Source organism: Pseudomonas synxantha, from assembly GCF_900105675.1.
Classification (GTDB): domain Bacteria; phylum Pseudomonadota; class Gammaproteobacteria; order Pseudomonadales; family Pseudomonadaceae; genus Aquipseudomonas; species Aquipseudomonas synxantha.
In genome coordinates, this window is sequence record NZ_LT629786.1 from 2,970,075 (window position 1) to 2,982,632 (window position 12,558).

Here is a 12,558-nt window from a genome sequence, read left to right on the forward strand (position 1 = left end):
CTCATTGCCACGATCGATGATAAGCACCCAGGGTGGTCTGGCTGCCTTCGGACAAACCAGCCAGCACCTGGCGCCATTGCGCCTTGACCTGAAAACTGCCCGGTGAGCCGCGATGGGCATCGAGTGCGGCCCGCCAGACGCGGGTGACTTGCTCGACATAGGCCGGGCTGCGTTGGCGACCTTCGATTTTTACCGCCTCGACGCCGATGGCGCTCAGCTCAGGGAGCAAGTCGAGGGTGTCGAGGCTGGTGGGCTCCTCCAGCGCATGAAAGCGTTTGCCGTCGACCAGAAAGCGGCCCTTGCACAACGTTGGGTAACCGGCCGGCTCGTCAGGGGTATAGCGATCAATCAGTACTTCGCTGAGGCGCGCGCTCAAGCCTTGGGCGTCTTCACTCCAACGCACAGCCTTGGCCGGCGAACAGACACCGCACAGGTTCGGCGACTCGCCGGTGATGTAGGAGGACAGGTGGCAACGCCCCTCGGCCATGATGCACAAGCTGCCAAAGCCAAACACTTCGATCGGCACCGGGCTGGTGGCGGCGACCTGACGCACCTGCGCCAACGACAGCACCCGTGGCAGCACCGCACGCCGGATACCGTAGCGCTGGGCGTAAAACTGCAGCGCCGCAGCGTGGGTGGCCGAGCCCTGGACCGACAGGTGCAACGCCAGTTGCGGGTGCCGCTGGCTGGCATAGTTGAGCACCCCGGGATCGGCGGCGATCAGCGCGTCCACGCCGAAATCGGCAGCCCGATCGACCGCCCGCTGCCAGCGTTCCCAGCCCTTGGGTTGCGGGTAGGTATTCACCGCGACGTAGAGTTTGCGTTGGTGCTGACGGATGTGGGCGACCGCAGCGTCGAACTGCTTGTCATCCATATTCAGGCCGGCAAAATGCCTGGCGTTGGTGTCATCGCGAAAACCGACATAGACGGCATCCGCGCCTTCGCGCACCGCCGCTTTAAGCGCAGGCAGATTCCCTGCCGGACAAACCAGTTGCATGGGTAATCCTCATGAAAAACGCGTCTTGACTCTCGCCCGGGATCGCTAGTGCACCGATCAGAAAGGCGCTGCCAGTCTAGCCAGACCAGCCGCCATGGCCTTGACGACAATCAATTGCGATCAATGCATCAGGTCGGCGAAGGACAGGAACATCACGCTGTCGTGCTTGAGCACTTGCTGCTCGCACTCGATCACGGCCAACCCGTCGGCCCAGCACGCAGCGGTCAACATCGCCGAACTTTGCTGAGGGTGCAGCGCCACGCTCAAACGGCCGTCGGCAGCGGGTGTCAGCCTGGCCCGCAGGTACTGACGGCGTTTGTTGCGTTGCAACCAGTCGAACCCGGCCGGCACGGCCAATGGCACAGGCATCACGTCCGTGACGCCCTGCGCCCGGAGCAGGAACGGCCGCACGACCACCAACGCGGTAATCAGGGCCGCCGAAGGATTGCCCGGCATACCGATCCAGGGTTTGCCGGCGACTTCGCCAAAGGCCAGGGGTTTACCCGGCTGAATGGCCAGCCGCCAGAAATCCAGGCTACCCAGTTCCTTGATCGCGTGTTTGAGATGGTCTTCCTCGCCAACCGAGACGCCACCGGAACTGAGCAGCAAATCGCACTCCGACGACGCCAGGCTCAAGGCATCGCGGCTGGCCGCCAACTCATCTGCCATGACGCCATAGTCGTGCACCTCCACGCCCCAGCCGCGCAGCAACGCAGACAGGCAATAGCGATTGCTGTTGTAAATCTGCCCCCGCGCCAAGACATCGCCCGGCTCGCGCAGCTCATTGCCGCTGCTGAGCAAGCACACTTGCAACGGTCGATGAACCGCGACCCGCGCCACGCCTGCGCCAGCCAGCAAGCCCAATTCTTGTGCACGCAAGCGCTTGCCGGCCTTGAGCAACAGGTCCCCACGGCGAACCTCTTCACCTTCCTTGCGCACGTGATCGCCCGCACTGACGGACGGAAACCAGACGCGCTCGCCGTCGATCCGGCAGCGCTCTTGCGGCACCACTGTATCGGCGCCCGCAGGCAATGGCGCGCCGGTGAAAATCTGCACCGTCTGCTGGGCGAGCAACGGCGAGCCGGCTTGATCCCCGGCAGCAATTCGCCCACCAATGGGCAAGTAACCCCCCTGGGATGGTAGGTCGGCTGCCCGGAGCGCATAGCCGTCCATGGCGCTGTTGTCCCAGGCCGGCAGGTTCACCAGGGAATGAATGTCGGTTGCCAGCACTCGTCCCAAGGCTTGATCCAGGCCGATCATTTGCGCCAACGGGGGTGTCGGGGCCTGACCCAACAAACGCTGAATGGCCTCGTCCACCGGCATCAGATGACCGAGGTCGCACACTCCAGCGGTCATGAGCGCGTCTCGCAGGCTTCATTGCCTTGTTGCGGCTGCGGTTTCAAATGCGGGGCGAAATTGCAGGGGCCGGTGCGGCTGTCCAACTGTTCCAGCAGGATCATGTTCCAGGCTGTCCGGCACGCCCCTGGCGAACCCGGGACGCAACACACCAACACCCCGTTGCTCATTCCAGCCAGGGCCCGCGATTGCAAGCTGGACATGCCGATTTCCGCCAGGGAGACCTGGCGGAACAGTTCGCCAAAGCCTTCCACCTGTTTGTCGAGCAATGGCAGGACTGCTTGCGGCGTGTTGTCGCGCACGGTGAAACCGGTGCCGCCGGTCATCAATACCACTTGCACCTGGGGGTCGGCGATCCACCGGGAAACAATGGCGCGAATCTGATAAATGTCGTCCTTGACCAGCGCCCGGTCGATCAGCACATGGCCGGCGGTCTGCAGCAAGCCAGCCAGGGTCTGCCCCGAGGTATCGGTGTCAAAGGTGCGTGTATCGCTGATGGTCAGCACGGCGATGTTCAGGGGAATAAAGGTGCGTTGCGCCAAATGGGCCATATAAAAGCCTTCCCGTAGATGAGGGTTTGGCCAAGCCTGAACCGGAATCGCCGCCCGGCCTATTCCTCCAACGAGGTACCTCCACAGGGCGAATACAGACTCAAGGCGCCAGGCGGCGGCGACACCATTCGCCGTTCTGCAAACGGTAGTCGAGTCGATCATGCAGGCGATCGGCACGCCCCTGCCAGAACTCCAGGCGTGCCGGGCGCAGGCAGTAACCACCCCAGTGCTGCGGTCGCGGCACGGCCTGGCCAACGAAACGCTTGATGGTTTCGGCCAAACGCGAATCCAGCGCTGCCCGGCTGGCCAGCGGCTGGCTTTGCGGTGAAGCCCAGGCGCCCAGGCGGCTGGCCACTGAGCGGGAGTCGAAGTAGGCATCCGAGAGTTGCGGATCGAGCCTGGATACCTGGCCTTCAATGCGCACCTGACGCTCCAGACCTGGCCAGAAAAACGTCATGGCGGCATTCGGGTTAGCGGCCAGTTGCAGGCCTTTGTCGCTCTGGTAATTGCCGAAAAACGTGAAGCCATCGTCGCTCAAGCCCTTGAGCAGCAGGACCCGGCAGTGCGGTTGCCCGTCACTGTCGACCGTCGCCAACATCATGCTGTTAGCCTCGACAGGCGCGCATTCGGTGTCACGCGCTTGCTGCAGCCATTGGCGGAACATGGCCAGTGGATCGTCCGGCGCAGCCTCATCCAGCAGACCGTTGAGGGTGTAGTTACGGCGCATCTGAGCCAGGGAAAGTGGCATAACGGTGATCTCCGTGGGGATTTGGCCCAGTGTGCAAGCCACTGGCTGACCTCACCTTGATCGCCATCAACAGGCGGCGCCGCCACGGCTTACTTCAAGCCAAGACGCCGGGCCAGTTTGTGCAGGTTGCTGGGGTCGACGTCCAGCAGCCGTGCGGCGCCCGCCCAGTTCTGGGCAGAAAGACTCAGGGCGTGAAGAATTTTTTCTCGCTGGCAGTCATCCACCGCAGCGCCCAAGGCCTGGAACGGCGCATCAGGCATCAGCTCCAGCGGCCGCTCGACGAGCATTCCCGATGCCCCCGTCGCACTGTCAAGATCGAGGATTTGCGCCTCCAGCGTCATGATCAGCGCGCGACTGGTACCGCGGCTGAGTTGCTTCAACGCAGCGCGACTGATCACATGTTCCAGTTCGCGCACATTGCCCGGCCAGGTATAGGCCAGCAAGGCCCGCTCGGCCGCGGGCGACAAGCGCAAACCGCGCAAGCCGAGCCGTGCCCGATTGAGCTCGAGGAAATGCCCGGCGAGCATCAGCACATCGTTACCGCGCTCGCGCAGAGGCGGAATCGGCACCGGGTACACCGAGAGCCGGTGATACAGGTCAGCCCTGAACAGGCCATCGCGGATGCTGTCGGGCAGGTGCCGGTTGGTCGCGGCGATGATCCGTACATCCACGTGCAACGGTTTATCCGCCCCCAGCCGCTGGATCTCGCCGTTTTGCAATGCGCGCAACAGCTTGGCCTGCACGCTTAGCGGCAACTCACCGACTTCATCAAGAAACAGTGTGCCGCCGTTGGCCGCATCGAAACGTCCGGCGCGGTCACTGGTGGCGCCGGAAAAGGCGCCCTTGACGTGCCCGAACAACTCGCTTTCTGCCAAGGATTCCGGCAAGGCGGCGCAATTGACCTGTATCAACGGCTTGTGGCTGCGCCCCGACAAACGATGCAGGCGCCGGGCGAACAACTCTTTGCCGACACCTGTCTCGCCCAACAGCAACACCGGCAGGTCGGAATCGGCCAGTACATCCAGCTCATTGAGCAACTGGTGCAACGCCTCGCTCTGGCCGAGGATTTCGCCTTCGTCGGCGGGCAAGCGCACATCTTGAAGGCCGCTGCGGGACAAGCGCAAGCTGCGGTTTTCCTGTTCGAGGCGGGTGACGCGCACGGCGGCTTCGATCTGCAAGGTGCAACGCTTGAGTTCCTCCCGCGCCTGGCTGTCGAAGGTGCCGGCATGCAACGCATCGAGGGTGATGGCGCCCCAGATGCGCCCCTCCACGTAGAGGCTCACACCCATGCAGTCATGCACCGGCAACGGTTCTCCCACGTGGTTGTCGAGCAAGCCGTCGTAGGGGTCCGGCAGGCGGCTGTCCGGCTCGAACCACGTCGGCTCGCGCGACGCCATGATCGCAGCCAGTCGAGGATGCTGAGCGATGACAAATCGGCGCCCCAACGCTTCGTGCACCAACCCCACTGTCGCGACAGGCCTGAGGCTGTCTTCATCCAGGCGCAGCAAGCCCACGGCACCGCTGTTGAAATATTCGCGCAGGGTCTGGACCAGGCGTTGGAACCGTACGGCATTGGGCAACTCGACGATCAAGTCGGCGGCCAGGCTTTCTCGCAGCATGGTAGTCATCACCCTCTATGGTGGCATTCACCCTAGAGCGTCAGGGTAACTATCACCACACCTAATAATTAATCGTTATTTATCAATCCATTAAACATGGCATGCCGGATGCAACAAGGCTGGGGAACCGTTGAAACCCAATCAAGGAACCCTGATGAGCCAGACCCTGCTGGAACAAAGCCTCGGCCAACTGGCCTGCGACATTCCCGGTGCCACCCGGATCTTTCACACCTTCAAGCTGGACTTCTGTTGTGGTGGACATAAAAGCCTGCGTGAAGCGGCACTGGGCAAGGATCTCGACCCGACACTGATTGTCGAGGCCCTGCACAGCCTGCAAGACGCCGGCGAAACCAAACTTGACTGGCGCAACGAGCCGTCGCATGTGTTGATCACTCACCTCCTCACGCGTTACCACGCTCGCCACCGCGAGCAACTGCCCGAACTGATCCGCCTGGCCCGGCGGGTCGAGCAGGTCCACGGGGCGCGCAGCAGTTGCCCCAACGGCTTGGCCGACCTGCTGACCGACATTCAACAAGAACTCGAAGGCCACATGCTCAAGGAAGAACAAGTGCTCTTCCCGATGCTGCAACAGGGCATCGGCCTCCAAGCCGCCCCGCCGATCCAGGTGCTGCGTTTCGAACATGACCAGCATGGCCAGGCGCTGGAGGAACTGCTGGCCCTGACCAACAACATCACCCCGCCAGCGGATGCCTGTAACACCTGGCGTGCCTTGTATCGCGGGCTGCTGGAGTTTCGCGACGACCTGATGCAACACATCCACCTGGAAAACAATGTGCTCTTCGTAAACGCCCTGACCCCCAGGCACTGATCGATTGCCGCTTGCAACCCACCCGCGCCAGCCCACCGGTTGCCGCGGGTTTTGTCTGCCGGGCACTTTTATCGATCAGCCATGCCAATAAAACATGGCCTTGGCGAGGATCACGATCAACACCATGTGCCCGAGGATGCTGCGGCGAATCCAGCTTGCCCGCTGAGCGCTCAGCCGAGCGTTTTTCAGCCAATAGGCCAACAGCAAATAATGCCCGATGATGCTCAGGGCCAACAGGATCTTCAGGCTCAACAACGTGCCAAGACTGCTGGCCAGCGGCTGGCTCAAGGCGCCCCGGTACTGCCACGCCAGACTGATGCCGGCGCCATACAACAGCACCACCACGCCATGCAGGACCTTGCGCGAGCGCAGGGCAATGGCCTGATCGGCCGTCGACCGTGGCGCATCCGGCAACTGCTGGCGGGCGTGATGCCAGATCACCACTTCGAAAAACAACGTACCAATGAAGGCGATTGCCGCTAGCAAGTGGGTCACCAGCAAAAAAGGGTATATCACTGTCCACCTCCATTCATTCGCCGGCTCAACCCGGATGACCGTCAACCCGAGTGCGCAGCAGCATCGGCCCGTAACGCCAGGCGTACAATGCAAACGCCAGCGCCCAGCACAGGCCGGCCAGCCACAGCGCCGGCAAGGGCAGGACCACAATCAACACAACCCGGCTGAGACACGCCAGATTGAGCAAGATGAACGCCAGGGTCATGCCCGAGGGCGGCTCAAGTGGCCGACCGGTATGCCCCAGGCTGACCCGTGCAATCATCGCCAGCACCAACCCCCCCATGGCACCGATCGTCAGGCAATGCACCGCCAGGCTCGGGTTGACCGGCACGCCGAGATGCCACAGCGCCATGCCCAGGCACGCCACTGCCAACCAGCCATAGGCCAGGTGCAGCGACCACAACAACGGCACGCGCCAGAGTGCCCGATCATGCCAGCGAACCAGGCGCACCAGATGCCCCGCCGCCAACACCGCGAACAGCAGGCCCACCCAGACATTGGGGGTGAGGGCCGGCCCCGCTGCATACAGCAACGCAACCAGCGGCGCACCGATCAACAACACCCCGTCCAGCCACGGCCATGGAGCAACTCCCTCGACCCGACCGAGACCACGCTGGGTGAAAAACGGAATGACCCGCCCGCCGACCAACCCCATCATCGCTGCCACCAGCCAGATGCCCGCCAGTACGCCTTGGCGCTGCCAGCCTTCATGGCCTTCGCGTACGCCATAAAGCGACAACCCATCGGCCACGGCTAACAACAGCAACACCATCACAATCGGATAGTTACGTTTCTGTCGCACCTTCCACAGGCTCAACCCCATGAGCAACGCCACCGCCAGTGGGAATGCCAATTCCAGCACCATGAGCAGCGGCCAGGGCGCATTGAGCAACCAGGCCGCCCGTGCGCACAGCCACAACAGCGCCAGGGCAGCCAGCGGCTTGCCGCTGAGCCCGGGGCGACTGGTCCAGGTCTGCACCGCCGTCAGCAAAAAACCTGCAATGATCGCCAGCCCGAAGCCGAACAGCAGTTCATGCCGATGCCAGCCCAGCCAACCGCCTGCGGGAGTCCAGTGGGAAATCGAACCGCCGAAGGCTGCCAGCCACAGCGCAATGGCCAACACCGCAAACAGGCAGCCGGCAAGGAAAAAAGGCCGGAAGGCCAGCCGTAACAGCGGCGGGATCGCCATCGCTTTACGCCGCTCAAGCACTTGCATAACGCCACTCCTCTAACCTGTTGCCGACCTGACACTTAGTCGCGAGTGCCGAGGTAAATCCGGATGCATCATCGGGTATAGGCGATCAGTCGCCGTTGTCGCAGATCAAGAGTGCAAGGGCCGTGCCCTGAGGCGACTTATTGTCGGTGCGGCCTGCGCGGCTGCAACGGTGAACGGATCAGGGTAAAAATCACCCTGATACGGTCATTAAGACCCTATCGACCAGGGTCATTTTTACCGTCGTGCCTTCCCATCCCCATGAATAAAGGCCTCCAGGCATGGCCCGCGTCTTGCTCAAGCATCGGGTATTCAATGAAAGCCTCGATCTGCGGGAGTCGTCATGAAAAAAGTCATCCAACCCCTGACCTGGTTCGTGCTGTTGGCCTCGGTTCTGGCCCTGGCCAGTGGCCTTTCCCTGGGCCTCGTCTGACTCGTTGGCCGCCCCTTCCTTTACCTTCAGGACGAATTCCCATGGTGCTTCATCGCGTTCACCACCAGATTTTGCGCAGTCATCATTTGTTCGAGCCGTTGAACGAAGAACAGCTGGATGAATTGATGAGTACCAGTCACTTGCTGAGCATCGACAAAGGCGAACCCTTGTTCCGGCAAGACGAGCCCGCCGATTCGTTCTATTTCGTGATTGCCGGGGCAGTGAAAATCTACCGGCTGACGCCCGATGGGCAGGAAAAAGTGTTTGAGGTCATCGGCGATCGACAAACCTGCGCCGAGGCGATGATGTTGATGGATACCCCCAATTACGTGGCCTCGGCCGAGGCGGTCTGCCCTACTCAACTGTATCGGCTATCCAACGCCACCTACATGCGCCTGCTTCAGAGCAACAGCCGGCTGACTTTTGCGTTACTCGGCAAGCTCTGCGTTCGCTTGCACCAGCGGGTCAATGAAATCGAAACCCTGTCGCTGAAAAACGCCACCCACCGGGTCGTGCGTTATTTGCTGACGCAACTGGTGCGTCTGCAGCCGGTCAACAGCCAATTCGAACTGCCGATGGCCAAGCAATTGATCGCCGGGCATCTGTCGATCCAACCGGAAACCTTTTCACGGATCATTCGCCGCCTGATCGATGAAAAAATCATCACCCAGGACGGCCGCCAGATCGCCATTCTTGATCGTCTGCGCCTGGAACAGTTCGAATGAGCACCCTGCCCGTCTGCCTGTATTGCCAAACTACCAACCCGTCCAGGCAATCCGATTGCCTGCAATGCGGCATGCCCTTGCCGGTGATGGCCGAACGCGCCCAGGCACGCCGTTTGCACCGGTTCAAGTGGTTCTGCGTTGGCTTGACGATCTTTTGCATTACGATGTTTTTCGTGTTGCCGCGCAGCATCAATTGAGGCCGCAGGATTCAGACCTGGACTCAAGGCTGCGTCAGTTGGCGATACAGTTGCGGCAAGCGCAGGGGTAATTGCTCAGGTTGACGGATCAAGGTGTAGCCATTGGCACCGAACATGTAGGGCAGATAATCCCCGGCCTCGCGATCGATGGTGATACAGAACGGCGTCAGCCCCTGACGCCGGGCCTGGAGCACCGCCTCGCGGGTGTCTTCGACACCGTAGCATCCCTCATACACATCCAGGTCATTGGGTTTGCCATCGGTCAGCAGCAGCAATAGCTTGCTGCGCCGCTTGCTGCTGCCCAACAGGCACGTGGCCTGGCGAATAGCCGCGCCCATGCGCGTGTAATACCCAGGCTTGAGCCCTTGAATACGGCCCCGGGTGTGGTCGTCATAACGCTGGGCGAAGGTCTTGAGTGCCTGCATGCGCACGTGCTGACGGCGCAGCGACGAAAACCCGTACAGGGCGAAATCATCCCCCAGCCCCGACAGGGTTTCGCCAAACAGCAACAGCGTGTCACGGATCACATCGATGACCCGATGCTCATTGTTCAGGTGCGCGTCGGTGGACATCGAGACATCGGCCAGCAACAGGCACGCCAGGTCACGGCGCGTCTGGCGTTGCTCCATGAACAGACCGCGCTCGGCGCACTGCCCATGCTCGCGCTCAACGTGAAAATCCAGCCAGGCCTGCATGTCCAGCTCCGAGCCCTGGGTTTGCTGGCGCAGCCACTGACGATCATTGCGCAAATGCTCGAATTGACGCCGCAGACGCTGCGCCGACACCTTCAGCCGTGGCGGCAGCGGCTGCGCTTGACTGTCACGGGGCACCATCATTTGCAGATTGACGAAAGCGTCCTGCATCCGCTGCTTGCGATAGTCCCATTCGGGCAACTTGATGCCCTCGCCCAAAGGGATATCGTCGACATCAGCGGGCGGCAAATCCAGGTGCAGCTTCAAGCCACCGCCCTTGCGCAGTCGCGTGCGCGACAGGGTCAGCTCGTCCAGATCGTCGGCGACCCTGGCGGCATCCGGGTCTTCGCTGTCGTCCGACCAGCGGTCCAGGTCCACGTGCTCGGTCCAACTGAACAGGTTCTCCAGGCGCACCACCAACAGTCCACCGTCTCGCGGACTGTCATCGATACGTTTGGCGCGTTTTCGCCCGCCTTTCTGCTCGCCGGGCGATGTCGTCAAGGTGTCTTCGGATTCATCGCCCAGATCGGCCGTCAGCGGACTGGCGAGCTGTTGCGGCGGGTACAGCCACAGCGGCAGCGGCCACACCGCACGCTCGCTGCGCGGAAAATCCTCGACACTGCCCGGCTGGCGCAATGCCTGACATAACGCGCGCTCCAGCGCCGCTTCAGCGCAGCTCAATGAAGCCGGATCCGGACGCAATCGCAGGTGGGCTTCGACCAGGCGCTGGTAGCGCGGACGCAGCGCTGGATAACGCCGCAACAGCTGTTGCGTCCAGCGCTGGTTGTCCCGCCCCCAATGCCGCATCGGTCCGGCCTGCGCCGCCAGCAACGCGAGCCAACGATAGAGTTCCTCATTCAGCGCGACTTGAGGGAATACCGCGAGGCTCGATGGCAGCCGCAGGGTACTCTCGTCACACCAGGCCAATGGCACTTGTTTGCAGGTGCCAGCGATCTGCTGCAGCACATTGCGCCGCAGTAACAGGTCGCGGTCACTGGCCGCTTCCACTCCCATGCCATTGGCACCGCCCATGGCACGAAACAACAGCGCCAGCGGGCGTTGCTGGCTGATCAGTTCAACCCGGGCTTCGGGGAAATCCGGGCTGGCGCGCCGGGTGATGAAGCGATGCCAGATGCTGCCTACCCACTCTTCCAGTTCGACGGTAAAGGCCATGGTACTTGCCCTTGTTGGAAAGCAAAAAAACGGCCCGCTGGATCAGCCGGGCCGACCTTTTCTAGCCGTTATGCCGATTCATGAAGGCACCACCGCCGCCGGCGCACGCAAGGCTGCGCGCCCCCGCTGCTTGAAGCTGAACAGATAGCAGAGCAGCCCTGCGAAGAACCCGACCCCTGCGCCCAGACGCGCCCAGAACATCACCTGCAAATGTTCGACCGTGGCCATGAACGGCAATGCGATCCCATCGGGCTGCCAACGTTGCAGGTAAACCTGCACGACACCGGCAGCGGTCAAGAACAGCGTGATCATCACCATCGACAGGGTCATCATCCAGAAGCCCCAGATCTCCAGGGTCTGCGAGCGTTCGTCAGCGGCTTCACCGAGCCCGCGCAGACGCGGCATGGCGTAGCTGATCAAGGTCATCACGATCATCGCGTAGGCGCCGTAGAAAGCCAGGTGGCCATGAGCTGCGGTCAGTTGCGAACCGTGGGTATAGAAGTTGACCGGGGCCAGGGTGTGTAGAAAGCCCCAGACGCCCGCGCCGAAGAAGGCTGTCACCGTGGTGCCCTTTGCCCACAGCGTCGCGGCGCGGTTGGGGTGTTGTCGACGGCGGTTCTTCACCGTGCTGAAGGCGAATATCACCATCGCCAGGAAGGGCAGCGGCTCCATTGCAGAGAAGATTGATCCGACCCACAACCAGACCTCGGGCGCGCCAATCCAGAAAAAGTGGTGCCCAGTACCGATGATCCCGGTAATCAGCGCCATGGCGATAATCACATACAGCCATTTCTCTACGACCTCCCGGTCTACACCGGTGATCTTGATCAGCACGAAAGCCAGCATCGCGCCCATGATCAATTCCCACACGCCTTCCACCCAGAGATGCACCACCCACCACCAATAGAACTTGTCGCGGGCCAGGTTGCCGGGGTTGTAGAAGGAGAACAGGAAGAACACCGCGAGCCCGATCAACCCGGTCATCATGACCATGCTGACCGTGGTCTTGCGCCCTTTGAGCAGGGTCATGCCAATGTTGTAGAGAAAGCCCAGGCACACCAGCACAATACCCATCTTGGTGATGGTCGGTTGCTCCAGAAACTCCCGGCCCATGGTCGGCAGCAGCTCATTGTGGGTCAACCTGGCCAGGCCCGCGTAGGGCACCAGCAGGTAGCCGAGGATCGTCAGCACACCGGCAGCGGCAAACACCCAAAACAGAATGATCGCCAGTCTGGGGCTGTGCAGTTCGCGGTCGGCCTCTTCAGGAATCAGGTAGTAAGCGGCGCCCATGAAGCCGAACAGCAACCAGACGATCAGCAGGTTGGTGTGGACCATTCGCGCCACGTTGAAGGGAATGATCGGGAACAGAAAATCCCCGATCACATATTGCAGGCCCATGATCAAACCGAACAGCACCTGACCGAGAAACAGGATCAAGGCGAATACGAAGTAAGGTTTGGCCACGGCTTGCGAGGCGAATTTCAGATGCGGATTAGCCATGCTCATCTC

At 61.7% G+C, this 12,558-nt stretch carries 12 protein-coding genes; 3 read left to right on the top strand and 9 right to left on the bottom strand.

What is annotated here, in order from left to right:
• Position 1: 1 nt before the first annotated feature.
• From ubiU to norR, 5 genes are all read right to left on the bottom strand, one after another.
• The gene (gene ubiU / locus BLU48_RS13775) at positions 2-997 is read right to left on the bottom strand and encodes a ubiquinone anaerobic biosynthesis protein UbiU (protein ID WP_057012333.1); all 996 of its coding nucleotides are present in this window, start codon (positions 995-997) and stop codon (positions 2-4) included.
• Positions 998-1,117: 120 nt separating this feature from the next.
• On the bottom strand, positions 1,118-2,353 hold the full coding sequence (locus tag BLU48_RS13780; RefSeq protein WP_057024107.1) for a molybdopterin molybdotransferase MoeA: 1,236 nt from the start codon (positions 2,351-2,353) through the stop codon (positions 1,118-1,120).
• Positions 2,350-2,904 (bottom strand): molybdenum cofactor biosynthesis protein B, encoded by a 555-nt coding sequence (gene moaB / locus BLU48_RS13785; protein ID WP_057024108.1) that lies wholly within the window; start codon positions 2,902-2,904, stop codon positions 2,350-2,352. Before moaB ends, BLU48_RS13780 begins: the two co-directional genes overlap by 4 nt.
• A gap of 100 nt (positions 2,905-3,004) precedes the next feature.
• A complete protein-coding gene (gene pdxH, locus BLU48_RS13790; protein ID WP_057024109.1) occupies positions 3,005-3,652 on the bottom strand; it encodes a pyridoxamine 5'-phosphate oxidase in 648 nt (215 codons plus the stop codon).
• 89 nt (positions 3,653-3,741) lie between these two features.
• The gene (norR, locus tag BLU48_RS13795) at positions 3,742-5,271 is read right to left on the bottom strand and encodes a nitric oxide reductase transcriptional regulator NorR (RefSeq protein ID WP_057024255.1); all 1,530 of its coding nucleotides are present in this window, start codon (positions 5,269-5,271) and stop codon (positions 3,742-3,744) included.
• Between the two features lie 154 nt (positions 5,272-5,425).
• Here norR and ytfE point away from each other — a divergent pair, with 154 nt between their 5' ends.
• Positions 5,426-6,100 (top strand): iron-sulfur cluster repair protein YtfE, encoded by a 675-nt coding sequence (gene ytfE, locus BLU48_RS13800; RefSeq protein WP_057024110.1) that lies wholly within the window; start codon positions 5,426-5,428, stop codon positions 6,098-6,100.
• Positions 6,101-6,175: 75 nt separating this feature from the next.
• On the opposite strand, the gene BLU48_RS13805 is transcribed toward ytfE, so the two are convergent.
• Together BLU48_RS13805 and BLU48_RS13810 are read right to left on the bottom strand one after the other, a co-directional pair.
• Positions 6,176-6,613 (bottom strand): hypothetical protein, encoded by a 438-nt coding sequence (locus BLU48_RS13805; RefSeq protein ID WP_082636692.1) that lies wholly within the window; start codon positions 6,611-6,613, stop codon positions 6,176-6,178.
• 28 nt (positions 6,614-6,641) lie between these two features.
• Positions 6,642-7,832 (bottom strand): NnrS family protein, encoded by a 1,191-nt coding sequence (locus tag BLU48_RS13810; RefSeq protein WP_057024112.1) that lies wholly within the window; start codon positions 7,830-7,832, stop codon positions 6,642-6,644.
• A 471-nt stretch (positions 7,833-8,303) separates the two neighbouring features.
• Here BLU48_RS13810 and BLU48_RS13815 point away from each other — a divergent pair, with 471 nt between their 5' ends.
• The gene (locus tag BLU48_RS13815; protein ID WP_057024113.1) at positions 8,304-8,987 is read left to right on the top strand and encodes a Crp/Fnr family transcriptional regulator; all 684 of its coding nucleotides are present in this window, start codon (positions 8,304-8,306) and stop codon (positions 8,985-8,987) included.
• Entirely contained in the window at positions 8,984-9,184 is a 201-nt protein-coding gene (locus tag BLU48_RS13820; RefSeq protein ID WP_057024114.1) for a hypothetical protein, read from the top strand. Before BLU48_RS13815 ends, BLU48_RS13820 begins: the two co-directional genes overlap by 4 nt.
• Positions 9,185-9,207: 23 nt before the next feature.
• On the opposite strand, the gene BLU48_RS13825 is transcribed toward BLU48_RS13820, so the two are convergent.
• Positions 9,208-11,049 (bottom strand): nitric oxide reductase activation protein NorD, encoded by a 1,842-nt coding sequence (locus BLU48_RS13825; protein ID WP_057024115.1) that lies wholly within the window; start codon positions 11,047-11,049, stop codon positions 9,208-9,210.
• A gap of 78 nt (positions 11,050-11,127) precedes the next feature.
• Positions 11,128-12,555: a cbb3-type cytochrome c oxidase subunit I gene (locus BLU48_RS13830; protein WP_043051391.1), complete on the bottom strand. Its 1,428-nt coding sequence runs from the start codon at positions 12,553-12,555 to the stop codon at positions 11,128-11,130.
• Between the last annotated feature and the right edge of the window lie 3 nt (positions 12,556-12,558).